Below are 23,397 nucleotides of genomic sequence, written 5' to 3' on the forward strand. Positions count from 1 at the left end.
GGGTGCGGGCCGGGTCCCGTGCGGTGCGGACCGGCTCACGCACCTGGCAGCTGAGGCACACGCCGACTCGCGTACCCGTCGGCCGGCGTCCCGCCGGTCACGACGAGGGGCCGCTCACCTGCACCCCCGCCTCGTCGTCCAGCCGTACGCGCACCTCGTCCCCGCCGCTCCAGCGGACCGTCAGTGTGCCGTCGTCGTCCGCGTCGACCCGTACCGCCTCCGCCAGCGGCACCGGGTCCGGCTCGGCGGTGAGCCGGGCCAGCGCGACGAACAAGGTGGCGTCGCGGGCTGTGACGCCGCCGAGGTCGTCGTCGAGGCCGACGGCGGGCAGGAGTTCCGCGCGGACGCCCTGCGGCGCGCTCCACCCGGTCACGCGCACCGCCGTCCCGGGCCCGGCTCCCGCGACCAGGTGGGCGCGTACCTCCACCGCCCCGCGTGCCAGCACCAGGTTCGTCACCCGCGCTCCCCCGCCCGCCGTGTGCCGCGAGGCCGCCCAGCCCTCCCCGGCGCCCAGCGGCTCGATGCCCGACCGGCCCGGATCGCCGCCGACGAAGACGCTGTTGTCGTGCGTCGCGGCCGGGGCCGTCACGGTCGAGTAGGCGAGGCGCGTGTAGTACGGGTCGTAGCGGACGTCCTCGCTGCCGTGGTTGTGCAGGCGGACCAGGCCGTCGGAACGGGTGGACTGCAGCAGCCAGTTGGGGGGTCCGACGGGCGTGACGGCGTCCTCGCGCTCGGCCGGCCCGGGGCGTTCCGGCGCCGTCCACACCTCGTGCTCCGGCGGCAGCAGCAGACCGAGGAAACCCTTGCTCGCCCAGTACGGGGAGGCCGGGCCCGAGTATCCCTGGAGGACGGACGGGTCGGGGCCGTGCCACCCGAGGGTCAGCAGCCCGCGGTCGTCGACCGCTCCCCGCTCCAGGAAGTACCGCAGCGCGCCCGACGCCAGGCGCCTCGTCTCGCCCGGCTCCAGCGGGGTACGGCCGGTGAGCGCGCCCAGCCACAGCGGTGCGGTCGTCGCGAAGCGGTACGTCAGGGAACGCCCCTGGTGCATCGGGGCGCCGTCGCCGCCGAACAGGCGGGCGTAGTCGGCCAGATGCCGCTCCAGGCGGGCCCCGTACAGCTCCAGCAGGCGCTCGTCCCGCTCCAGCCAGGCGTGCAGCACCGGGTAGAGGTGCATCGCCCAGCCGTTGTAGTAGTCGTACTTGCGGCCGTCGCCGTCGGTGTACCAGCCGTCACCCCGGTACCACTGCTCGACGCGCTCCAGGCCGCGGTCGATCGCCGCGCGGGACGCCTCCACCTCGTGGCCCGTCTCCGCGAGGAAGCCGCCGACCGTGACGGGGAACAACTCCCAGTTGCACGGCCAGGGTTCGGCGGTGAGCGCGTCGGCCAGCCAGGCCGCCGCCCGCTGCCGTACACCGTCGTCCAGGCGGTCCCAGAGCAGGTCGCGGGTCAGGCGCAGGGCCAGGGCGATGGACGCCGCCTCCACCAGGGGCTGACCGCGGTCCTCGATGCGCGGCCAGACGCCCGAGACGCCGGCGGCGAGGCCGGTCGCGTAGCGCTCCAGGGCCTTCTCGTCGCGGCGGAAGGCGGCCAGCAGCAGGGTGCGGGCGTATCCCTCCAGCCCGTCGGAGAGGCGGCCGGACCAGCTGGTGCGGTCGCCGGGCAGGTGGTAGAGCGCGTGGTCCCCGGTCGCGTAGGGCTCCACGGCCGCGAGGAGGGCGTCGGCGGCCGCCTCCCAGTGGGCGCGGGTCCAGCCGGTGTACGGGGACGCCGTGCGGTCGGCGGGGGGCAGCTGCATCGGCTCTCTCTCGTCGTCGTGCCCGGCCGGAACGGGCCGGGCCTGGGGCGCCCCGGTTCCGGTCGGGGCGCCCCAGGGGTTCATCCCACCCGCACCGTGCCCGGCGGCACCAGGTGCCGGGTGACGAGTGCGTCGCGGACCAGACCCGCGTAGCGGGTGGCCCCGCGTACGGAGGTGTGGGTGTTGTCCCTCGCCTCGCCGGTGAGGTACAGCGCCTTGGAGGCTTCCACGCCCAGGGACTCCACGAGTTCCTTCGTCTTCGCCGTGAGGTCGATCAGCGGGACGTCCCGCGCGGCGGCAACCGAGCGGACGACCGCCGGGTGGTCGACGCCGAGGCCGTTGACCAGCAGGGCGGTTCCGTTGTCGAGGGTGCCGTCGGCGTTGAACCAGCGGCGCACGATCGGAGTGACAAGGACCGGCTGTCCGCCCCGCTCCCGGACGCCCGCCACCAGGGTCTCCAGGTTGGCCCGGTAGGTGGCCTCGTCCGTGGTCTTGTCGTTGTGCGCGAGCTGGACGAGCACCGTGTCACCGGGGCGGATCAGGGGCCGCACGGTGGCCCACAGTCGCGGGTTCCCGAGATAGGAGACCGTACTCTCCCCGGAATCGGCGTAGTTGGCCACGGAGACGCCCCTGCGGAGGTACTGGGGCAGCTGCTGGCCCCAGCCGGAGTACGGGGCGCCGGGCTGGTCGCAGACGGTGGAGTCGCCGATCAGGAGGATCTGCCGGGTGTGCCGGGCGGGGGTGACCCGGATGCCGGCGAGGGCGGGCGCGGAGCCCTCGATCCGCAGGTCGAGGCCGGGGGTTCCGTCGGGGCCGGTGGGCTCGCCCTCGGGGGTACGGACGTTCACCGTGAAGGCGCGGATGACGCGCTCGCCCGCGGCCACGGCCGTCTCGGGCAGCAGGGCGCGGCGTGTCTCGCCGCTGACGCTCGTGCGGGACGCGGCCGGTCCGCCGAGCTCGACGCGCACGTCGTACGTGCCCGGCGGCAGGTCGAAGTGGCAGACTCCGCCGGCGCACGGGGCGGGGGCCCCGGCGGCCGGGGCGGGGGTGGGCGGCAGCGCGGCCGCCAGGGCCACCGCCGCCACGACGGCGATGCTGAGACGTCTCACTCGTGGCTCCTCCGGCGGACGACAGGATCTGAGGGTGGACCGTACCGCCCGCGGCAAGCGCTTTCCAGAGCGCGGGCGGTACCCCGGGCGGAGCCTGCTCGCTCCCCGGGAGGCGGTCAGCTGCCGCGCGTCCACTGCTGGTTGGTACCGCCGTTGCACGTGTACGTGATGATCGCGGCGCCGTTGGCGGTGGAGCCGCCGTTCACGTCCAGGCACTCACCGCTCGCCCGCGACCGGACGTTCACGTACGAGCCGGTCGTGGTCAGCGACCACTGCTGGCTCGTGGCGGAGGCGTCGCAGTTCTCCTGCGTGACGGTGTTCGCGTTCTCCCGCAGGCACAGCGAGCTGTTCCTGACCACCAGCTGGTGGTAGCCGCCGCCGACGGACCTGAACCAGTACTTCTGGTTGCCGCCGCCGTTGCAGTCGTACTGCTTGATCTGGGCGCCCTGCCACAGCGACTGGCTGGTCACGTCCGCGCACCGGGCGGAGTGCCGGGCGATCAGGGTCTGGTACGTGGCGCCGGTGCCGGAGACGGTCCCGGCGGCGGTGTCGACGGTGACTTCGGGAGACCAGGACATCGACATCGTGGTCGCGTCGGAGAAGGCCAGCGGCAGCCACACGTACCGGGAGTCGTTGACGGTGCCGCCGAAGGAGTTGCCCCACCGGTCGCCCAGGTACAGGTAGGAGGTGCCCGAGGTGCCCTGCACGGGCAGGACGAACGCGGTCTGCGAGCCGAACGCCGTCGCGTCGCCGATGTTCCTCATGGCCGACCAGGGGCCGGCGAGGTTCGTGGCGGTGGCGTACTGCTGCTGGTTGGGGTTCCAGCCGGTGGCGCCCGAGGTCAGCATGAAGTACACGCCGTTCCGCTTGAACAGGGCGGGGGCCTCGCGGTGGCCGCCGGGCCAGGGGTTGGCCACCAGGCTCGCGATGCCGGTGTAGTCGGCGGTGAGGCGGTAGATGTGGAGGTCGTAGTTCTCCCGCGCGGCGGAGATCATGTATCCGGTGCCGTCGGTGTCGGTGAAGACCGTGATGTCACGGGACATGTGCTGTCCGAGCGGCCGGAAGCTGCCCTTCCAGGTGTAGTTCCCGTCGACGGTGTCGGAGACGGCGACGGCGGCGCGGGCCTCGCTGTAGTCGGTGCCGTTCTCCTTGTGCATCCACATCACGAACCTGCCGGTGGCCGCGTTGTACACGACCTTCGGCCGCTCGATGTTGGCGGTCGCCAGCTCCGGGTCGCTCGCCTCGGTCAGGACGTGGTTGCGGAACTCCCAGTTCTTGAGGTCGGTCGAGCGGTAGGCGTCGACGTAGCGGAAGGTGTTGTCGGCGTTGCGGTGTTCGCCGAACCAGTAGTAGTAGGCGCCGACCTTGAGGACCCCGCCCCCGTGCGCGTGCACGGGATGGCCCGACGTGCCCGTGAACTGGGTGCCGTTGGCGATCGTCGCGGGAGCGGCCTGTGCCGGACCGGCGGTGGCGAGGGCGCCGGACAGACCGAGGCACAGGGCGAGGAGGGCGGCGTACGCGCGTCTCATGTCAGCCCCCTGCCGTGGCCGTGTCGGCGACCGGCGTGCCGAAGTCGGGGGTGCCGTCCGGCTTCCAGCCGAACGTCTGGACGCGGGTGTGGCGGTTGGGGTCGTTCAGCGGGTCGCCGGCGATCTCCTTGTACTGGCGGGCGTGGTAGACGAGGACGTCGGTACGGCCGTCCTCGGCGACCGTGAAGCAGTTGTGGCCGGGGCCGTACTGCCTGGTGGTGTCGTCGCTGGTGAAGACGGGGGTCGGCGACTTGGACCAGCTCAGGGGGTCCAGCAGGTGGCTGTCGGCGTCGGCGGTGAGCAGGCCCACGCAGTAGTTGGCGTCGGTGGCGCTGGCCGAATAGGTCATGAACAGGCGGCCGTTGCGCTTGAGGACGTACGGGCCCTCGTTGACCTTGAAGCCGACGCACTCCCAGTCGTACTCGGGGGTCGACAGGCGCACCTGCGGGCCCTTCAGGGTCCACGGATTCGCCATCTCGGACAGGAAGATGCCGGTGTTGTTGTCCATGCCGGGCTCGTGCTGCGCCCAGGCGAGGTAGCGCCTGCCGCGGTGGGTGAAGGTGGTGGCGTCCAGGGAGAAGGTCTCCCAGGCGGTCTTGACCTGGCCCTTCTCCACCCAGGTGCCCTGGAAGGGGTCGGGGTGGGCGTTCTCCAGCACCCAGATGCGGATGGCCCAGACGTCCTCGGCGGGCGCGGAGGCGAAGTAGACGTACCACTTGCCGCCGATGCGGTGCAGTTCCGGTGCCCAGATGTGCGCGCCCATGGGGCCCGTCGGGTGGGCGCGCCAGATCACCGACTCTGCGGCCGCGCCCAGGCCGTTCAGGGTGCGGGAGCGGCGCAGGACGATGCGGTCGTACTCGGGGGCGGTGGCGGTGAAGTAGTAGCGGCCGTCCTTGTGCCGGTGGATGTGCGGGTCGGCGCGGTTGCGCACGAGCGGGTTGACGAAGGGGGCGGGCTTCGGGGGCCGGGCCGGCTCGGCCGGCCGGGCGGCGGCGGGGGCGGCGGGGACGGCGGCCAGGGCGCCGGCGGCTGCGGCACCCTTCAGCAGCAGCCTGCGGCTGGGGGGTTCGGGCAGAGCGGGGTCGCGGCTCATGCGGCCTGCCTCTCATGGGGGGGAACACACGGCTCATGGGGGGGAACACGCGACGTCGTTCGACATCTCGGACGCCATCTGTAATCACGAACGCCGAAAAGGTAAGGGTGTGTCACGGGGAGGTCAACGGGTCCGACGGGACAAAGGCGTTCGGGGCGTTGGTCACCCCTCGGACGCGCCCGGTGTCAGCGGCCGCTCGGCGCCGGCGGGAAACCCAGCCGGTGGGCCAGCGCTCTGGCCTCGGCCGCCCACTCGGCCAGGAACGCCAGGACCAACCCCCGTTCGCGGGGGCGGAGGCCGGCCGGGACGCCGCCCGCGCCGCCATACGCCACCGGCTCGCCGTCCGCCCGGGCCGGCATCAGCGCGGTGAGCGAGCCGTACTTGACCGCGGAGGCGCACACGCCGAGGCGGACGAGGTGCTCGTCGCCGCGCCAGCCGCTCGCGCGCAGGCCGTGCAGGTAGGCGTCGTACGCCTCCTTGGCCAGACCGGGGAGGTCGGCGGCGGGCAGGCAACGGTCGAGGACGCAGTCGGGCAGATAGGTGCCGAGGTCCTCGCCGAGGGCGCCGTCGCCGGTGAACGCCCAGTCCAGCAGGACGCTGCTGCCGGGGCCGCCGGCGACGACGTTGGCCGGGGAGTGGTCGAGGTGCGACAGGGCGCGCGGGAGCGACTCCATCACGGTCAGGAACCACTCCCGGTCGTGGCGCAGACGCGCCATGTCCGCGCGCAGGCCGGGCGGGAAGTGCCGCCGCACCAGGGGGTGGCGCCAGGCCTCGTCGTCGTCGAGCAGGTCCTCGCCCGTGGCCCTGCCGGCCGTGCGGTCCCGCAGGAAGCGCTGGGACAGCCACGGGTGGTCCCGCCCCACGCCCACCTCCCCCTGGGCGGTGCCGAGCCGGTAGGCGTGGTCGGCGTGGCGGGACGGGGACCAGGCCGTGGCCGGTGTGCCCGGCACGTCCTCCAGCCACAACGCCACGTCCCCGTCGGGTCGTTCGACGCACTCCAGCAGCTCCGGGGCGCGGATGCCGTGCCGCTCCCAGACCCGGGCGAGCCCGGACCGGTAGACGTAGGCCTCACGCCGCCAGAAGGTCCAGTGCCTCGGGTCGTTGGAGGCGGCCCAGGCGACGCCGGTCTCCCCGGTCCGCGTCAGCACCTTCAGCACGGCCGTACGGCCGCCGCCGGTGACCCGCCACACCCCGGCCGTGACACCGTTCGACGGGTTGTGCGGGAGCGGCTCGCACACCGCCCGGTCCGCCGGAACCCCCAGCACCTCACGGATCTCGGCTTCTGCGACAGCGACCTCGGGCATCCCCCGATGCTATGCCGACGCCCCGGCCCTGTCCCCGCGGCTGCGCGGCCCCACCCGCCGGGATTCCGGCGACGGCCGCTCGCGGCCTCGCTGCGTGGACGGGCCGGACCGTGCGCCACCTACTTGCTCTCGACGCCGAAGGCTCCGGCGCTGCGGCCGATCCGGTCCTGCAGGGCCTGCCAGCCGCGCGCGTCGGCGCCGAGGACGTCGTGCAGGTAGGCCGCGACGGCGTCGGCGACGAGGGCGACACGGGCGGGGTCCTCGTCGGTGGTGTCCTTGGTGGCCTCGCCGGAGATTCCGCCGAGGAGGTGCTCGCCCTCGGCGATGGTGAGCAGTCGCTTCGGACCCGGGCTGAGGTGGTAGGCATCGGTGAACCATTCCGGTCCGCGGGTGGTCATCACCGACTGGTCCCTTCCCCCGGCGACGACCAGGGCGGGGGCCGTCATGGTGGAGAAGTCGGGGCGGGCGAACGGGAGATGAGCCAGCGCGAAGGGCGTCAGGGCGTCCCCGGCACCGGCCGCCGCGAGGAGCGCGCCCGCCTTGACGGCGGGGTGGGAGAAGTCCTCACCCGGGTTGCCCTCGGCGTCGAGGACGCGGGCGCCCAGCAGGGCTCCGGCGGTCTGCGCTCCCCAGGAGTGCCCGGCGACGGCGACGCGGTCGCGGTCGGCGCGCGCGGCCGGGCCGCCGACCTGGGCGAGGATGTCATCGAGGCTGTCCAGGACACGGTGCAGATCGGCGATGCGCACGCGCCAGATGGTGGCGAAACGGGGATCGTCGAAGCCGATCCCATGGCGGCGGGAGTCCAGATGGGTGGGCTGCACCACGACGAACCCGGCGGCGGCCCAGCGGTCGGCGAGGGGCTCGTAGCCGTCCATCGACCAGGCGTTGCCGTGGGAGAAGACGATGACGGGCAGGTCTCGGCCGTCGACCGGTGCGGTGACCTTGACCTGCAGGCCGATGCCGCGCCCGCTGGTGGGGACGGCGACGGGCTTGACGGCGAAGACCCGACGGCCGAGCGTGGCCGTGGGGCGGCGTGGGCCGGAGTGAAGTTCCATGGCGTCGACGGTAGGGAGCCGACAGGGACCGATCGGTAACCTTCGGCTCATGGACATGACCGCAGCCGACCTGGCGAGCGCGGCGGAGGAACTGGAAGCGGGCACGGTGTTCCTCGCCGACTGCCCCGCCCGGCTGGCGATCGAGATCATCGCCAGCAAGTGGTCCGTGGTCGTGCTGTTCGCTCTCACCGGCGGACCCAGAAGACACAGCGAACTCGTCGCGGTGTCCGGCGGGATCTCGCGCAAGGTCTTGACACAGACCCTTCGCCACCTGCAGCGCAACGGCCTGGTCGAACGGCGGGTGTACGCCGAGGCACCGCCACGGGTCGAGTACGGCCTGACCGCGCTCGGCCGCACGCTCCAGGAACCGATCGTGGCGCTGACCGCGTGGGCGCGGACCCACGGCGAAGCCGTCGTCGACTTCCGGGAGTCGGCGGAGGCCCGGTCGATCGGCTGAGCACGGGCGGGCCCCGGGCGGGGAGCGCCACCGGCGCGGGACGTCGACTACCGTCGACCGCATGACCAGCACTCCTCCCCTCGCCGAGGCCCTCGCCGCCGGGACGGCCGTCCTGGACGGCGGTCTGTCCAACCAGCTCGAGGCGGCCGGGCACGACCTGAGCGACGAGCTGTGGTCCGCGCGGCTGCTCGCCGAGCGGCCGGAGGCGGTCACCGAGGCGCACCTGGCCTACTTCCGGGCGGGCGCGGACGTGGCGATCACGGCCAGCTACCAGGCCACGTTCGAGGGCTTCGGCCGGCGCGGGATCGGCCGCGACCGCGCTGCCCGGCTCATGGCCCTGAGCGTGGACCTGGCGCGGGAGGCGGCGCGGCGGGCCCGGGCCTCCCGGCCCCTGTGGGTGGCGGCCTCCGCGGGCCCGTACGGGGCGATGCTGGCGGACGGGTCGGAGTACCGGGGCCGTTACGGTCTGACCGCCGGCGAGCTGGAGCGCTTCCACCGCCCGCGTCTCGAGGTGCTGGCCGCCGCGGGCCCCGACGTCCTGGCGCTGGAGACGGTCCCGGACGCCGACGAGGCCGCGGCGCTGCTGCGAGCGGTGCGCGGGCTCGGGGTGCCGGCCTGGCTGACGTACTCGGTCGCCGGGGACCGCACGCGGGCCGGGCAGCCGCTGGAGGAGGCCTTCGCCGTGGCCGCCGACGCGGACGAGGTGATCGCGGTCGGGGTGAACTGCTGCGCGCCCGGGGACGTCGAGGCCGCCGCGGCGACGGCGGCGCGGGTGACCGGCAAGCCGGTCGTCGTCTACCCCAACAGCGGCGAGACGTGGGACGCCGCCGCCCGCGCCTGGTCCGGCCGCCCGACCTTCACCGCCGGGCAGGTGGAGAGCTGGCGGCACGCGGGCGCCCGGCTGATCGGCGGCTGCTGCCGGGTGGGGCCGGAGGCGATCTCGGGGATCGCGAGGACGCTGACGGCGGCCTCCTGACGCCCTCTCACGTGGGGGCGCGGGAGTCCTGGGCGGACAGTTCCTCCGCGAGTTCCATACAGCGCAGACGGGCCGGGGAGAAGTCGTAGGGCATCTTGCCGGTGGCTTCGAACACGCTCATGGAGCCGGCCTTCCGCCTGCCGGCGCCAGGCCGCACCGCGCCGCGCCACGCCGATGGGTCCGCCGTGGTCCCGCCGCCGCATCGCGCCGGAACCCGGCTCAGTTGCGGCGCAGTGCCCCCGGGCGGCGCAGTCGTCGTATCGCCGTGCGCAGTTCCGTGCCGCGCGGGCCCGGGGAGCCGGCGGGGGCCGGGCCCGCGGTGAACGTGTCGGGGATCGCGGCGTCCCGTGCCCAGAGGGCGAGTTCCCGGTCCCGGGGGCCCCGGGCGGTGTAGGCCACGGCGTGTTCCGCGTCCGGGGCGCTGTCCCCGAACACCCGCACCGGGTGCGTGGCGTCCCAGCGTTCCCAGCCCGGGTCCCCCTCCGTCGCGAAGCGCACCCAGGCCGTGTGCATCGCGTCGGCGAGTTCCTGCGGCGCGTCCTCGCCGGCGAGTTTCCGGGCGTCCGGGACCTCCCCGGTGTCGAAGACGAAGCCGAGCTCCAGGGCGTGGCAGGCGCCGAGGCCGGGCAGGCGGGAGGGCCAGGCGAACTCGTAGACGTACGACGGTTCCGCGCGGGCGTCGGCCAGCCGGTGCAGGGGAAGGCGCAGCAGGTGGTCGGTGACGAGCCGGCCGGCGAGGTCCGCCGGGCCGTCCCCGGGGTGCAGGGCGCGGTAGCCGCGCGGCACCTCGCTGCCGCAGTGGCAGCGGGCCATGGCACCGGCCAGCGCGACGGCACCGAGGCGGTCGACGCGCTCCTGGAGACCGCCCGGGACCAGCCAGAGCCGGTGCTCGTCGCGGGTCCAGCCCATCAGCAACTCCACGCCGGGTGCGGCTCCGTCGACGAGGGCGTCCAGGGGGTCGCGCGGGACGACGTCGCCGTCGACGACGATGCCGAAGGCGGGGCCGCCCACCACCGGGCTGCTGAGCCGGCCCACCTCGGCCTGTGTGCGCAGCAGCAGGCCCCGGTCGACGGCGGCGAAGGCCTCGGCGGTGGCGGGGACCTTCAGCCGGGACGCCATCCTGCGCACCATCCGCCGCACCTTCGCCCGCTCGGACGCCTCGGGCGGGCCGCTCTGCAGGACGCCCCGGCGGACCAGGCCCCGGGCCTGCGGGGCGGCGAGGAGGGCGGCGGCGCTGATGGCCCCGGCGGACTGCCCGGCGAGGGTGACGCGGCCGGGGTCGCCGCCGAAGGCCTCGATGGTCTCGTGCACCCAGGTCAGCGCGGCGAGCTGGTCGCGCAGTCCGGGGTTGGGGGGCGTGCCGGGGAACAGTCCGTAACCCTCGACGCCCAGGCGGTAGTTGACGGAGACGCAGACCACGCCGTCCCGGGCGAAGGCGTGGCCGTCGTAGACGGGTACGGCGGAGGAACCCCGGGTCAGGGCGCCGCCGTGCAGCCAGACGAGGACGGGGAGCCGGGCCGCGGGGTCCGGGTCGGGGGTCCACACGTTGAGGTTGAGGATGTCGTCGCCGGGGACGACGGGGTCGGAGAGGTAGCGGGCGAAGGCGCTGGAGTACGGGGGCTTGGGCGGGGTCGGGCCGAACGCACCGGCGTCGCGGACGCCGTCCCAGCGGGGCGGGGGCCCGGGCGGCCGGAAGCGGCGGGGGCCGAAGGGCGGTGCCGCGTAGGGGATGCCGCGGAAGACCGCGACGCCCCGCTCGTGTCTGCCCCGCAGGGCACCGTGGGGCGTGCTCACCAGGGGGTCCGCCAGGTCCGCCGTCATCCGTCCTCCAGCCTCCTCACCGCGCCCGTGCACCGTGAGGATCAGAGCACCTCATGATGGCCCGGTATTCCGGCGCGGGGGCGGTGGGCGGGCTGTCCGGAGTACCCGGGCGCCCGGTGCGGCCCCGGACTCCGCGTCCGCGGACGTTCGGGGTTTCGAAAGTTTTTGACCGGCGCGAACCCGCCAACTCACCCGTCTTCCCGCCGTCCTGCGCCCCACCTACAGTAGGAAGCGCTTTCTGCCCGTCGGAGCCGAACCGTCGCGGGCAGCGCTGGTCGAAACTTTCCACGGCCCGGGGCGGGCCGGAGAGGTGGGTTCCCGATGGTCCGAACGGCGAGTGCGAGCGCGGCGGCCGGCCCGACGCTGGCGGTCGTGGCCCGCGAGGCGGGGGTCTCGGTGCCCACCGCCTCGAAGGTGGTCAACGGCCGCGAGGACGTCGCTCCCGAGACCCGCCGCCGCGTCACCGAGGCGCTCGACCGGCTCGGTTACGTGCGCCGGCCCCGCTTCGACCCCGCGAAGGCACCCCGGCTCGTCGACCTGGTCGTGCACTCGCTGGAGAGTTCGTGGTCGGGCGCGGTGCTGCACGGGGCGGAGGAAGCGGCGCACGACGCGGGTCTGGAGGTCGTGGTCTCGGCGGCGCTGACCCGTTCCCGGGCCGGACGTCCCGAGCGGGGCTGGCTCGACAAGCTGGTCGCGCGGGGCTCCTCCGGCGTGCTGTTCAACCTGGCCGAGCTGAGCGCCTCGCAGTACGGCTGGCTGGAGCAGCACCGCATCCCGTTCGTGATGATCGACCCGGTGCAGGAACCGCCGGAGGGCGTGGTGTCGGTGGGGGCCGCGAACTGGCAGGGCGGCCTGACGGCCACCGAACACCTGCTGTCCCTGGGGCACGAGCGGATCGCCGTCATCGCGGGGTCCCGGCGGACGATGTGCAGCAGCGCACGGGTCGCCGGCTACCGCTCGGCGCTCGCCTCCGCCGGGGTCCGGCAGCGCTCGGAGTACGTCCGGCACGCCGGCTTCGACGAGGGCCAGGCCCGGCGCCGCATGCTGGAACTCCTCGACCTGCCGGAGCCGCCGACGGCCGTGTTCGTCTGCTCGGACCGGATGGCCCTGGGAGTCTACGCGGCCCTCGCGGAAAGGGAGTTGAGGGTCCCGGGTGATGTGAGCGTGGTCGGTTTCGACGACCTTCCCGAGGCGCGCTGGGCCTCCCCGCCCCTGACCACGGTCCGTCAGCCGCTGGCGGAGATGGCCGCGACGGCGCTGCGCTCGCTGCTGCGCATGATGGACGGGCACCGGCCCGAGAGCACGCGGACGGAGCTGTCGACACGGCTGGTGGAACGGGCGAGCACGGCGGCACCGGGAGCGTAGGGGACGTCTGCCTCCGGTGCACGGCGAGCGGCGTGACGCGGATACGCCGGAGGGCGGAGGGCCCGTCACGCGGGGGCCTGTCGTGCGGGGGCCTGTCGTGCAGGGGCCCGTCGCGCGGGGCCCGTCGTGCAGGGGCCCGTCGCGCGAGGGCCCGTCGCGCGGGGGCCCGTCGTGCGGGGGGGGCGCGGGGAGCAGGCCGCGCGGAATGCCCTCGCCGCAGCGCGGAGTTGGCAGGGAGGACAGGGCCGTCGCAGGCGGCGGCCGTACTCCGTGAAAGGACTGCCAGGTCATGACGCGCGACTCGCGCACGATCACCAACCCGGCCACGCTCCACGACCCCACGCCGTTCGGGTACAGCCACGCCGTCTCCGCCTCAGGCGAGACCGTCTTCATCGCCGGCCAGTACGCCTCCGACGCCACCGGCGCGCCCGTGCCGGGGGACTTCGCCGCGCAGGTGGACCTGGCCTTCGACCGGCTGCGGTCGGCGCTGGAGGGGGTCGGGCTCGGCTGGGAACACGTCGTCCGGCTCGGCACGTTCGTCGTGGACCACGACCCCGGCAAGCTGGAGGTCCTCGGCAAGGCCCTGCACGCCCGCTTCGGCGACCGGCTTCCGGCGCAGACGCTGAGCGGGGTCGCGGCGCTGGCCCTGCCGGGGATGCTGTTCGAGGTCGACGCGGTGGCGATCCGCCCCGCGCCGGACGCCGGCTGAACCCGGCCCTCCCCGGCCTCCGATTTCCGGCTGGCGGCTCACGGCCGCCCCGGCGCCCCCGGCGCGCACGGGGGGCGGCGGGGCACCGCGGGGCAGGGGGGCACGCGAGCCGCCGGGGCCACCCGGCCGGTGCCCCCCGTGCGCGCCGCGCGCCCGTCGCGAGGGGGATCTGGCCGGAACCGATCGGCGTCGAACGATGCGGCGGGGAGGTCGGGCACCGCACAGCCTCACGGGCCGGCACCGGCCGCGAGGAGCCCGTCCGGCGTCCACGGACCGGGGTGGGTCGCCGGGGACTTCGTGGGCCGCGCTGCCGGGACGCGCCCTGCGCCCCGGCGGCCGCGGCCGCCGTCAGGGCAGGTCGAGCGCGGCCGCCCAGGCGATACCGCCCCGCAGGTGGGCCCGGAAGGCGGGGTCCTCGTAGGCCTCGGCGGCGTGTCCGAGGGCCGTGTAGAAAACCCGGCCCCGTCCGTGGTCGCGGCACCACACCAGCGGGTGGTCCGCGCCCATGCCCCCGCCCTCGTAGGAGGACTCGTCGGCGGTGACCAGGACCCGCACGCGGCCTCGCGGGTTGGTGCGGAAGTCGTACCACTCGTCGGTGAAGTCCCAGACGGCGGGCAGGTGCCGGGTCGCCGGGTGGTCGTGGTCCTCGACGACGGCCTTGCCCGGCTGGTGGCGCGGGTGCCGGTCGAACCACGTGCCCAGCAGCTCGCCGTAGTACGGCCAGTCGTACTCCGTGCAGGCGGCCGCGTGGACGCCGGCGAAGCCGCCGCCCGACTCCACGTAGGCGGCGAGCCGCTGCCGCCCGGCCGGGGTCAGGATGTCGCCGCTGGTGGAGAGGAAGACGACGGCCGCGTAGCCGTCCAGGGGCTGTTCCAGGGCCGCCGGGTCCTCGGTGGCGTCGATCTCGAAGTCACCGAGGGCGCGCAGGGCGGCGATCCCGGCCGGGATGGACGCGTGCCGGTACTCGGTGGTGCGGGTGTGGACGAGCAGTCGGGGTGCCATGACATCCGAACCTACGAGAGGTGAGGGCCGCCCGGGGGCTGTCGCGGCACCGAAGGTTTCCGGCACCCCCGCCCCCGGCTCACCCATGTTCTCAGCGCTGCTCCATCACCCGCTTCAGCGCGGCGAGGTCGGCCGAGACCGCCTCGGCGTCGCGGCGGAACTCCTCGTCGCTCGTCCCCGGCTGCCGGCGCAGCGTGAACACCACCTCACAGCCGGCCCCGTCGGCGATCACCCGCATCGGGTTGCGCACGGTCCGCCCCGAGGGCAGCGTGACGTCGTGGTCGAGGACGCCGAAGTCGTTGCGGGGCGTGAAGTCCACGACGATCCGCCCCAGGGGCGACTCCCCCACCCAGCGGCCGTCCACCGGCCGCAGGGAACTCGCCAGTCCGGGGGCCCAGGCGGGGATGTTGGCGGGGTCGCGCGCGTAGTCGTAGACCTCCTGGCACGGGCGGTCGACGAAGACGCTCAGGTGCCTCGATGTGCGTGTCGTGGTCGTCATGGCGGCGAGGTTACGGGGCCGGCCGCACAGCGGTCTTGAACGGATCGGACGGGCCGCGGCCGGTGTCCGTTTCCTGCAAGACCGGCCGTCGCGGGCCTGCCTACGGTGGGTGCGTGACCGCACGATTCGACGCCATCGGGCTGGTCGTCTCCGACATGGCCGCCTCCGTCGCCTTCTACCGCCGGCTCGGGTTCGCCTTCCCCGAGGACGCCGGGCGGCAGCCGCACACGGAGGCCGGACTGCCAGGGGGGTCGCGGCTGATGCTCGACACCGAGGAGACGGTCCGCTCCTTCCTCCCCGGGTGGCGGCCGCCGGCGGGTGGGGGCAGGACCTCGCTGGCCCTGCGGTGCGACGGGCCGGACGAGGTGGACGCGCTGTACGCGGAGCTGACCGGCGCCGGGTACCACGGTGAGCTGAAGCCCTGGGACGCCTTCTGGGGGCAGCGGTACGCGGTGGTGCTCGACCCGGACGGCAACGGGGTGGACCTGTTCGCGCCGCTCGGGAGCCTGTCTCAGTGATCGGCGAGCAGCCGGGCGGTCGTGATCGGCGGGACACGTACACCGGGCTCATCCCGTACGCGTGATCACCAGACACACGCGCGTTGCCGCTGCCGGCACATCCCGGTGCCGTCAGGCAGGTGCCGCGGGCGCAGGCCCCAGGGCGCGGATCGCGCAATCGATCGCGGCGGTCAGACGCTCGATGCCGTGGCCGGCGCGTTCTCGCACCCGCAGGCCGAGCACCGTGGTGAACAGCAGTTCCACGGCGCCGTCGATGTCGAGACCGGCGGACAGTTCGCCACGGTCACGGCCCTCGGCCAGCACGGACCGCAGGGCCCGCCGGGTGACCTCGAAGGCGGCCTCGGTCCGCTGACGGACCTCTTCGTCGCCGGTGCCGAGCTCGGCGGCCGTGTTGACCACGAAGCACCCGCGGCCGGGCGTGCCGTCGGCCGGGCAGGTGACCAGCCACAGCATCCATTCCCGCAGCACCTCCCGAACGGGATGGTCCGCCGCGTCCAGCCGCTGCCGGGCCTCAGCCGACTCGGTGGCCCGGTAGTGGTCGAGCGCGCGCAGGAACAGCGTGTGCTTGTCCGTGAACGTCCGGTACAGGCTGCTGGGCGTGAGCTTCAGCTCGTCACCCAGGTCGCGCACCGAGGTGGCGTGGTAACCGCGTCGCCAGAACAGCTCGGTCGCCGACGTGACGGCGTTCTTCTCGTCGAACTGTCGCGGGCGTGCCATGTGTTCATCTTACCCAACTTGTGGAGCGATCGCTCCCATACTAGTGTCCCCAGTTCGGGAGCGATCGCTCCCGAACTGGTGAAGGAGGCTCCGTTGACGACCGCAGAACAGCCCCCCGCCCCGGCGCAGGAATCAGAGACCCCGGAGAGCAGTCGCTGGACGGCGGTCTCCGCGGTGGCTCTTGGCACCTTCCTGCTGGTGACCGCCGAGCAGCTGCCGATCGGTCTGCTGACCTCCGTCGGGTCCGCGCTGTCGGTCTCCGAGGGGACGGCGGGGCTGATGGTGACGGTGCCCAGCATCGTCGCCGCGTTCGCGGCGCCGCTGGTCCCGATGCTCGTCGGGGCGATGGACCGGCGCATCCTGCTGCTCGGACTGATGGCCCTGATGACCGTCTCCAACCTGGCCTCGGCCCTTGCTCCGAACTTCGCCGTCCTGGTGGGCTCCCGGGTGCTGGTCGGTGTCGCGATCGGCGGCTTCTGGGCCATCGCCGGCGGCCTGGCCGTCCGGCTCGTCGCCCCCGCGGACGTGCCGCGAGCCACCGCGGTCGTCTTCGGCGGCGTCGGAGCCGCGAACGTGTTCGGTGTCCCGCTCGGCACCCTGGCCGGTGACCTCACCGGCTGGCGCACTGCCTTCTGCTCGCTGAGCGCCCTGGCGCTCGTCACCCTCATCGCCTTGCTGGTGGTGCTGCCGCGGCTGGTCGCGTCGCAGGTCATCCGGCCGAAGCTGCTGATGGAGCAGTTCCGCAATCCCGGTGTGCGCGTCGGCATCATCGCAACGGTGCTGATCGTGTTCGGGCACTTCGCCGCCTATACGTTCGTGAGCCCGGCACTGCAGAAGCTGTCGGGGATCGACGAGCGCTACGTCGGTCCGCTGCTGTTCGGGTTCGGTGCGGCCGGCACCATCGGGAACTTCGTCGCCGGCTCGGCGCTCTCCCGTCGGGTGCACCGGAGCGTGCTGGTCATCTCCGTGGCCCTCGCGGTCGCGATGCCGCTCTTCCTGCTGCTGGGCCGGACCGCGGTCGGCGGCGTCGTCCTGCTGATCGTCTGGGGTCTGTCCTACGGCGGTGTGTCCGTGGGCCTTCAGACGTGGATGATCAAGGCCGCCCCACAGGCGGTGGAAGCGGCTTCCTCGCTGTGGGTGGCGGTGTTCAACCTGTCCATCGGCCTCGGTGCGCTGGCCGGCGGTGTCATCGTCGACTCGCTCACCCTCCAGGGCGTGCTGTGGCTGGGCGGCGCCTGCGCCCTGCTCGCCGTCCTGGCGATCTGGACGGCCCGCACCGACGACGCCTTGCGATGACCGGGCCCTTCCCAGAGCCCCCCGGGAACGCGTAACCGCGACGGCGCTGGCCGGCGTGCCGCCGGTGTACCGGCGGCCCACCGGTCGGCGCCGCATTGTGTCGGGCTCCGGACGCGGCCTGATCGCCGGTTGCCGAGACACCCTCCTAGCCGCCGCGGGGCAGTAGCTCGCTCAGCGGCAGCCCGGCCAACTCCTTGACGTCGCGCGCCATATGCGCCTGGTCGGCGTACCCGGCCCGGGCGGCCGTCTCCACGAAGGGCGTCCCGGCCCGGGCCAGTGCGAGGGCGCGGCGCAGCCGCAGGATGCGGGCCAGGGTCTTGGGTCCGTAGCCGAACGCGGCCAGGGAGCGGCGGTGCAGCCGGCGCGCACCGATGCCGAGTGCGTCCGCGGTGGCGGCGACCGGGCGGCCCGCGTCGAGGGCGGCGACGACCCGCCGCAGCAGCGGGTCCGGGGGCTCCGCGTCGGCCGCCCACCGCAGCGCCAGCTCCTCCAGGCCGCTGGCCGCGTCGGGGGCCGCGTGCACGCGGGCGGTCAGCCGCCGCACCTCGGAGGTGGGCCACAGGTCCGCGAGCGCGACCCGGCGGTCGCGCAGCTCGTGCGCCGGAACGCCGAGAAGGGCCGGGGCCGTGCCCGGCGGGAAGCGGATGCCTGACCAGGGCCCGCCGTCACCGTCCGTGAGGTACGCCCGGGTGTCGGGTCCGGCGACCAGCAGCCGCCCGTCGTGCCACAGCAGATCCATGCACCCGTCCGGCAGCACCCGCCCCGCCCCCGGCGATCGCGGGGTGTTGGTCCACACGGCCGCCCCCGCGAGCCGCGACGCCCGTTCCGCATACACGCGTGCCAGGCTACGCCGCCGGCGCGCGCCCCACCCCAGGGGCGCGGGGAACTACGCGAACGACCACAACGCACCCGCACACACCCACCGCCACCACCCCGCACGGCGCCCGGTCCCCCTCTGCACGGACCGCAGCGCATGATCACCCACAACCCACCCACCGGCTCCCAGCTCCGCATCCACGTCCGATACGAACCCCACCCCAGGGGCACGGGGAACTGCGCGAACGACCACAACGCACCCGCACACACCCACCACCGCCACCCCGCACGGCGCCCGGTCCCCCTCGTCCTTCCCCCTTCCGCGCCGCGAGCCGGATCCCCGCACGCCGGCCGCCGGATCCGGGTGTCCGGCCCTACCCCGACCGTCCCCGGTACTCCGCCGGACTCACCCCGTACACCCGCTTGAACGCCGTGGACAGGGCGAAGGCGCTGCCGTACCCCACCCTGCGGGCCACCGCGTCGAGCGTGTCGCCGGAGGCGCGCAGGCGGTCGGCGGCGAGGGCGAGGCGCCAGCCGGTGAGGTACGTCATCGGCGGTTCGCCGACCAGGTCCGTGAAGCGGCGGGCGAGCGCGGCCCGGGACACCCCGGCCTTGGCGGCGAGCCCGGCGACCGTCCACGGGTGCGCGGGGTCGTCCTGGAGCAGGCGCAGCACCCCGCCGACGACCGGGTCGGCCAGTGCCCGGTACCAGGCCGGCGCCGCCGCCTCCGGGCGCGCGAACCACGCGCGCAGCGCGGCGATGACGAGCAGGTCGAGCAGGCGGTCCAGGACGACCTCCTGGCCGGGCGCGTCCCGCTCTATCTCCGCGCAGAGGTACGGGGTGAGGGGGCAGTCCCACACCTCGGGCGTCAGCGTGAGCAGCGGCGGCAGGGCGTCCAGCAGCCGCCCGCCGATCTCGCCCGGCATCGGGTAGGTGCCGATCAGCAGGACGGTGGCGCCGTCGAGCCGGTCGCCCCAGGCGCGCACGCCGAGATCCATGGAGCCGTTGAGGGGCCGTCCGTCGGGCCGCCGGCACTCCTGGCCCGGCAGGATCAGCGCCTGCGGTGCCGTTCCGGGGGCGTCGGCGCAGGTGTACGGGTCGGGGCCGCGGGCGATGGCGAGGTCGCCCGCGCGCAGCCGCGTGCTCTCGCCCCGGTCGGGCAGGACCCAGGCCTCACCGCGCACGGCGAGCATCACGGTGAGCGGCGCGCGGTCCTCCACCCGGACCGCCCAGGGCGGGTCGAAGCACGCCCTGATCATGAACGCGCCCCGTGCCCGGGGGCCTTCGAGCAGGCCTGCGAGAGCGTCCATGCGGCCAGCGTAGACGCGGGCGTATGGGAATGAGCCGTTCGGCGATGGTTCCGGGCCCCGAGCGGGAGTTGACTCGGCGGCATGACGGACACAGCGCGGAACGCGACACGGAACACGACGGGCGGCACCCCGGGCATGACGCTGGTGGTGACGGGCGCCTCGGGCCGTACGGGCAGCCGGGTGGCGCGGGCGGCCGCGGCCGCCGGGCTGACGGTGCGGGCGGCGTCCCGGGCGACCGGGTTCGACTGGTGGGACCCCGCAACCTGGGCGGACGCCCTGCGCGGCGCCGACGCCGCCTATCTCGCCGTCCCTTCGGACGTCGGGGCACCGGGTGCCGCGGAGGCGGTCGGGGAACTCGCTCGGGAGGCGGTGGGGCTCGGCGTGCGGCGGCTGGTGCTGCTGTCCGCGCGGGGCGAGGACCAGGCGCTGCCCACCGAGGAGGCGCTGCGCGCCTCGGGCGCGGACTGGACGGTGGTGCGGTCCGCGTGGTTCGCGCAGAACTTCAGCGAGGGCCCGCTGGCGGCGGAGCTGCGGGACCGCGGCGAGCTGGTGTTCCCGGCCGGTGAGGTGCGCGAGCCGTTCGTCGACGTGCGGGACGTCGCGGACGTGGTGGTCGCCGCGCTGACGGCCGGGGACCGGTACGCGGGGCGGACCCTCGCCCTGTCCGGCGGGCGGCTGCTGACCTTCGGGGAGGCGGTCGCGGAGATCGCGGCGGCGACCGGGCGGCCGCTGGCGTACCGGTCCGTCGCGACGCGGGACTACGGCGAGGCCCTGGCCGCCTTCGGGGTGCCGCCGCGCGAGGCGGAGGCCCTGACCGGGATCTTCGGCACTCTTCTCGACGGCCGCAACGCCCACCTCTCGGACGGGGTGCGGGAGGTGCTGGGCCGGGCGCCCGGAGACTTCTCCGGCTTCGTCCGGGAGGCGGTGGCGGCCGGCACCTGGAAGGCCTGAGACCGGCCGGCGCGTCACTTCTCGGCGGGCGGCTGCCCCTCGCCGTTGCCGTGGCCGTTCTTGGCGGGGGTGGACTTGACGTGGGTGCGCAGCCGGGCCGTGACGTCCTCCGGGGGCAGGAAGCGGGACCAGCGCTCGGGGAACTCGGAGGGCATGTCGGGGTCGGCCTCGCCGCGGGCGGCGGCGCGCGCCACGTACTCGGCGACCTGGGCCTGCCGCATCCGCTCGTTGGCCTCGCGGGCCGCGGCCGTCGCGGCGGCCGGCCAGACCCGGTCGATGGCGGCGTTCACCGCGGCCCCGACGAGCACGGCGAACGCGGACACGCCGATCCACAGCAGCACGGCGACGGCGGCGGCGAGCGAGCCGTAGATGGTGGCGCCCTCGACGGTGTTCTGCAGGTAGATCCGCAGCAGGAAGCTGCCCAGCACCCACATGCCGAGGGCGACCAGCGCGCCGGGCACGTCCTCGATCCACGGGGAGCGCACCGGCACGGACACGTGGTAGAGCGTGGTGAGGAAGGCGATGGACAGCAGTATCACCACCGGCCAGTACAGGACCTGCACCACCGTCGTCGACCAGGGCAGGATGTCCACCATCGCGTCCGGCCCCGCCACCATCAGCGGCAGCGCGACCGAGCCGATCAGCAGGGCGACGATGAACAGCAGGAAGGCCAGCAGGCGGGTCTTGACGATGCCCCGCACGCCGTCGAGGCCGTACATCACGGTGATGGTGTCGATGAAGACGTTCACCGCGCGGGAGCCCGACCACAGCGCGATGAGGAAGCCGAGGGAGATGACGTCGACCCGGCCGCCCTTCATCACGTCGTGCAGGATCGGCTCGGCGATCTCCCGCACGCCGCGGTCGGACAGCACCGTGCGCGAGGCCTCCAGGAGGTTGGTGCGCAGGCTCTGGATGGTGTCGGCGCCGGTCCAGGCGTCGACGTAGCCGAGCAGCCCGATCATGCTCAGCAGCAGCGGCGGCACCGACAGCAGGGTGAAGAACGCGGCCTCGGCGGCGAGACCGAGGATGCGGTACTCGATGCAGGAGTTGACGGTGTCCTTGAGCAGCAGCCAGGCGGTTTTGCGCTTGGAGACGTTGCGGTAGAGGGCCCGTGCCCGGTGGAGGCGCCCGGAGGGCGTGTCGGGGGTTTCACTTGCTGGCTGCACCCCCTAACGGTATCCGTCGTCCCCGGCCCCACTCACCCACAGGCCGCCTCTTCGCCGACCGGGCCGGGTCCGCTGGTGACCGAGGTGCTACCGCGGGGTACGTTCGCACCATGGCAGGCAGCACGCACCTCGTGACGAACCAGGTCCCGCCGCTGGTCGGGTACGACGTCTTCTCCGCGGACCGGGCCCTGGCCGCCGCGGTCGAACGGCATCTGGAGCCGGAGCTGCGCGAGGAGGTGCTCGGCGAGCTGTCGGCGCTCGGGCGGACCTCCGGCTCGGCCCAGGTGCAGGAGTGGGGCGCGCAGGCGAACGAGAACCCGCCGCGGCTGCGCACGCACGACCGGTACGGCCACCGGATCGACGAGGTGGAGTTCCACCCGGCCTGGCACCGGCTGCTCGGCAAGGGCGTCTCGGCCGGTCTGACCGCGGCCTGGGGCAGGCCCGCGGGACATCTGCGGCGGGCCGCCGCCTTCGTGGTGTGGACACAGGTCGAGGCCGGCAACGGCTGCCCGCTGTCGATGACGCACGCGGCCGTGCCCGCGTTGCGCGCGGATCCGGACCTGGCCGCCGAGTGGGAGCCGCGGCTGACGTCGATGATCTACGACCGGGAGCTGCGGCCCGCGCACCTCAAGGCCGGGGCGCTGTTCGGGATGGCCATGACGGAGAAGCAGGGCGGCAGCGACGTCCGGGCCAACACCACCGTGGCGCGGCCGCTCGCCGAGGCGGGAACGTACGAGCTGACCGGGCACAAGTGGTTCTGCTCGGCGCCGATGTCCGACGGCTTCCTGGTGCTGGCGCAGGCCCCGGAGGGGCTGACCTGCTTCCTGGTGCCCCGGGTGCTGCCGGACGGCACGCGCAACGTGTTCCGCCTCCAGCGTCTGAAGGACAAGCTCGGTAACCGGTCGAACGCCTCCGCGGAGGTCGAGTTCGACGGGACCTGGGCGCGCCGGGTCGGCGAGGAGGGGCGCGGGGTGCGCACCATCATCGAGATGGTCGCGGCGACCCGGCTCGACTGCGTGCTCGGCTCGGCCGGGCTGATGCGGCAGGCGGTGGCGCAGGCCGTGCACCACTGCACCCACCGCGAGGCGTTCGGCGGGAAGCTCGCCGACAAGCCGCTGATGCGCAACGTCCTCGCCGACCTGGCGATCGAATCGGAGGCGGCGACGACGCTGGCGCTGCGGCTGGCGGCCGCCTGCGACGACGGCGGCGAGCAGGAGCGGGCCCTGCTGCGCATCGCGGTGCCGGCGGCCAAGTACTGGGTGACCAAGCGGTGTCCGGCGGTCGCGGTGGAGGCGGCGGAGTGCCTGGGCGGCAACGGGTACGTCGAGGAGTCCGGGATGCCGCGGCTGGTGCGCGAGTCGCCGCTGAACTCGATTTGGGAGGGCGCGGGCAACGTCCAGGCCCTCGACGTGCTGCGGGCGCTGCGCCGGGAGCCGGGGGCGCTCGACGCCTACCTGCGGGAGGTCGGCCAGGCGCGCGGCGCCGACCACCGGCTGGACGGGGCGATCAAGAACCTGCTGACCGAACTCGCCGACCTGGGCGGCGTGGAGGGCCGGGCGCGGCGCCTGGCGGAGCGGCTCGCGCTGGTGCTCCAGGGGTCGCTGCTGGTCCGTTTCGCGCCACCGGAGGTCGCCGACGCGTTCTGTGCCGCGCGGCTGGGCGGTGACGGGGGCGCGGCCTTCGGGACGCTGCCGCACACGCTCGACCTGGCGTCGGTGGTGGAGCGGGCCCGGCCGGAGCACGACCCGGCGTCCTGACAGGGCTGCGGGAAGCGGGGGTGGTGCTGCGCCGACACGGCACCACCCCCGCCGCACTGGCCCGTTCGAGCCGCTGAACGCCGCTCGGGACGGCGCGGCTCAAGTTTCGGACACGGCAGGGCCGTCCACCAGGGTTGCAGGGGGTTGCAACT

General features: G+C 74.4%; 21 protein-coding genes and 1 pseudogene. 8 read left to right on the forward strand and 14 right to left on the reverse strand.

The window, feature by feature from the left end; translation table 11 throughout:
- Positions 1 to 97: 97 nt before the first annotated feature.
- The 6 genes from ACF07N_RS18680 to ACF07N_RS18705 all read right to left on the reverse strand — a co-directional run bounded on the left by ACF07N_RS18680 (position 98) and on the right by ACF07N_RS18705 (position 7,885).
- Positions 98 to 1,795: a DUF2264 domain-containing protein gene (locus tag ACF07N_RS18680; protein ID WP_392114056.1), complete on the reverse strand. Its 1,698-nt coding sequence runs from the start codon at positions 1,793 to 1,795 to the stop codon at positions 98 to 100.
- Positions 1,796 to 1,875: 80 nt separating this feature from the next.
- On the reverse strand, positions 1,876 to 2,904 hold the full coding sequence (locus ACF07N_RS18685) for a rhamnogalacturonan acetylesterase (protein ID WP_392114058.1): 1,029 nt from the start codon (positions 2,902 to 2,904) through the stop codon (positions 1,876 to 1,878).
- Between the two features lie 116 nt (positions 2,905 to 3,020).
- The gene (locus tag ACF07N_RS18690) at positions 3,021 to 4,433 is read right to left on the reverse strand and encodes an RICIN domain-containing protein (RefSeq protein ID WP_392114061.1); all 1,413 of its coding nucleotides are present in this window, start codon (positions 4,431 to 4,433) and stop codon (positions 3,021 to 3,023) included.
- A 1-nt stretch (position 4,434) separates the two neighbouring features.
- A complete protein-coding gene (locus tag ACF07N_RS18695) occupies positions 4,435 to 5,526 on the reverse strand; it encodes a family 43 glycosylhydrolase (RefSeq protein WP_392114064.1) in 1,092 nt (363 codons plus the stop codon).
- A 185-nt stretch (positions 5,527 to 5,711) separates the two neighbouring features.
- On the reverse strand, positions 5,712 to 6,830 hold the full coding sequence (locus ACF07N_RS18700) for an aminoglycoside phosphotransferase (protein WP_392114067.1): 1,119 nt from the start codon (positions 6,828 to 6,830) through the stop codon (positions 5,712 to 5,714).
- A gap of 119 nt (positions 6,831 to 6,949) precedes the next feature.
- Positions 6,950 to 7,885 (reverse strand): alpha/beta hydrolase family protein, encoded by a 936-nt coding sequence (locus ACF07N_RS18705; RefSeq protein WP_392114070.1) that lies wholly within the window; start codon positions 7,883 to 7,885, stop codon positions 6,950 to 6,952.
- Between the two features lie 49 nt (positions 7,886 to 7,934).
- Between ACF07N_RS18705 and ACF07N_RS18710 the strand changes: the two genes are divergently transcribed.
- Together ACF07N_RS18710 and mmuM are read left to right on the forward strand one after the other, a co-directional pair.
- Positions 7,935 to 8,342 (forward strand): winged helix-turn-helix transcriptional regulator, encoded by a 408-nt coding sequence (locus ACF07N_RS18710; protein ID WP_392114073.1) that lies wholly within the window; start codon positions 7,935 to 7,937, stop codon positions 8,340 to 8,342.
- 61 nt (positions 8,343 to 8,403) lie between these two features.
- Entirely contained in the window at positions 8,404 to 9,318 is a 915-nt protein-coding gene (gene mmuM, locus ACF07N_RS18715; protein ID WP_392114076.1) for a homocysteine S-methyltransferase, read from the forward strand.
- A gap of 7 nt (positions 9,319 to 9,325) precedes the next feature.
- On the opposite strand, the pseudogene ACF07N_RS18720 reads toward mmuM, so the two are convergent.
- Both ACF07N_RS18720 and ACF07N_RS18725 read right to left on the reverse strand, forming a co-directional pair.
- A pseudogene (locus ACF07N_RS18720) lies at positions 9,326 to 9,466 on the reverse strand (MerR family transcriptional regulator); the annotation flags it as partial.
- A gap of 71 nt (positions 9,467 to 9,537) precedes the next feature.
- Positions 9,538 to 11,139 (reverse strand): carboxylesterase/lipase family protein, encoded by a 1,602-nt coding sequence (locus tag ACF07N_RS18725; protein ID WP_392114079.1) that lies wholly within the window; start codon positions 11,137 to 11,139, stop codon positions 9,538 to 9,540.
- 321 nt (positions 11,140 to 11,460) lie between these two features.
- Here ACF07N_RS18725 and ACF07N_RS18730 point away from each other — a divergent pair, with 321 nt between their 5' ends.
- Both ACF07N_RS18730 and ACF07N_RS18735 read left to right on the forward strand, forming a co-directional pair.
- Entirely contained in the window at positions 11,461 to 12,504 is a 1,044-nt protein-coding gene (locus tag ACF07N_RS18730) for a LacI family DNA-binding transcriptional regulator (protein ID WP_392114082.1), read from the forward strand.
- Between the two features lie 289 nt (positions 12,505 to 12,793).
- A complete protein-coding gene (locus ACF07N_RS18735; protein ID WP_392114085.1) occupies positions 12,794 to 13,213 on the forward strand; it encodes a RidA family protein in 420 nt (139 codons plus the stop codon).
- A gap of 348 nt (positions 13,214 to 13,561) precedes the next feature.
- Here the strand turns inward: ACF07N_RS18735 and ACF07N_RS18740 are convergent, their stop codons facing one another.
- Positions 13,562 to 14,215, reverse strand: coding sequence for a ThuA domain-containing protein (locus ACF07N_RS18740; protein WP_392114088.1), 654 nt, complete (start codon positions 14,213 to 14,215; stop codon positions 13,562 to 13,564).
- A 91-nt stretch (positions 14,216 to 14,306) separates the two neighbouring features.
- Positions 14,307 to 14,714 carry an SRPBCC family protein gene (locus ACF07N_RS18745; protein ID WP_392114090.1) on the reverse strand — a complete coding sequence of 136 codons (408 nt, stop codon included), beginning with the start codon at positions 14,712 to 14,714 and terminating at the stop codon, positions 14,307 to 14,309.
- Positions 14,715 to 14,827: 113 nt separating this feature from the next.
- Between ACF07N_RS18745 and ACF07N_RS18750 the strand changes: the two genes are divergently transcribed.
- Complete coding sequence (locus ACF07N_RS18750; protein ID WP_392114093.1) at positions 14,828 to 15,232, forward strand: VOC family protein; 405 nt, start codon at positions 14,828 to 14,830, stop codon at positions 15,230 to 15,232.
- Between the two features lie 111 nt (positions 15,233 to 15,343).
- Here the strand turns inward: ACF07N_RS18750 and ACF07N_RS18755 are convergent, their stop codons facing one another.
- Entirely contained in the window at positions 15,344 to 15,949 is a 606-nt protein-coding gene (locus ACF07N_RS18755) for a TetR/AcrR family transcriptional regulator (protein ID WP_392114096.1), read from the reverse strand.
- A 93-nt stretch (positions 15,950 to 16,042) separates the two neighbouring features.
- On the opposite strand from ACF07N_RS18755, the gene ACF07N_RS18760 reads away from it, so the two are divergent.
- Positions 16,043 to 17,245, forward strand: a complete 1,203-nt coding sequence (locus ACF07N_RS18760; RefSeq protein ID WP_392114100.1) for an MFS transporter — start codon at positions 16,043 to 16,045, stop codon at positions 17,243 to 17,245.
- 145 nt (positions 17,246 to 17,390) lie between these two features.
- On the opposite strand, the gene ACF07N_RS18765 is transcribed toward ACF07N_RS18760, so the two are convergent.
- Positions 17,391 to 18,080 (reverse strand): helix-turn-helix domain-containing protein, encoded by a 690-nt coding sequence (locus ACF07N_RS18765; RefSeq protein ID WP_392114103.1) that lies wholly within the window; start codon positions 18,078 to 18,080, stop codon positions 17,391 to 17,393.
- A gap of 355 nt (positions 18,081 to 18,435) precedes the next feature.
- Positions 18,436 to 19,371, reverse strand: coding sequence for an AraC family transcriptional regulator (locus ACF07N_RS18770; protein ID WP_383338379.1), 936 nt, complete (start codon positions 19,369 to 19,371; stop codon positions 18,436 to 18,438).
- A gap of 81 nt (positions 19,372 to 19,452) precedes the next feature.
- On the opposite strand from ACF07N_RS18770, the gene ACF07N_RS18775 reads away from it, so the two are divergent.
- Positions 19,453 to 20,322, forward strand: coding sequence for an NAD(P)H-binding protein (locus ACF07N_RS18775; RefSeq protein ID WP_392114106.1), 870 nt, complete (start codon positions 19,453 to 19,455; stop codon positions 20,320 to 20,322).
- Between the two features lie 14 nt (positions 20,323 to 20,336).
- On the opposite strand, the gene ACF07N_RS18780 is transcribed toward ACF07N_RS18775, so the two are convergent.
- Positions 20,337 to 21,488 (reverse strand): YihY/virulence factor BrkB family protein, encoded by a 1,152-nt coding sequence (locus tag ACF07N_RS18780; protein WP_383331326.1) that lies wholly within the window; start codon positions 21,486 to 21,488, stop codon positions 20,337 to 20,339.
- Between the two features lie 110 nt (positions 21,489 to 21,598).
- On the opposite strand from ACF07N_RS18780, the gene ACF07N_RS18785 reads away from it, so the two are divergent.
- Positions 21,599 to 23,245: an acyl-CoA dehydrogenase family protein gene (locus tag ACF07N_RS18785; protein ID WP_392114109.1), complete on the forward strand. Its 1,647-nt coding sequence runs from the start codon at positions 21,599 to 21,601 to the stop codon at positions 23,243 to 23,245.
- Positions 23,246 to 23,397 lie beyond the last annotated feature (152 nt).

This window comes from Streptomyces sp. NPDC015242 (assembly GCF_043079125.1).
Taxonomy (GTDB): domain Bacteria; phylum Actinomycetota; class Actinomycetes; order Streptomycetales; family Streptomycetaceae; genus Streptomyces.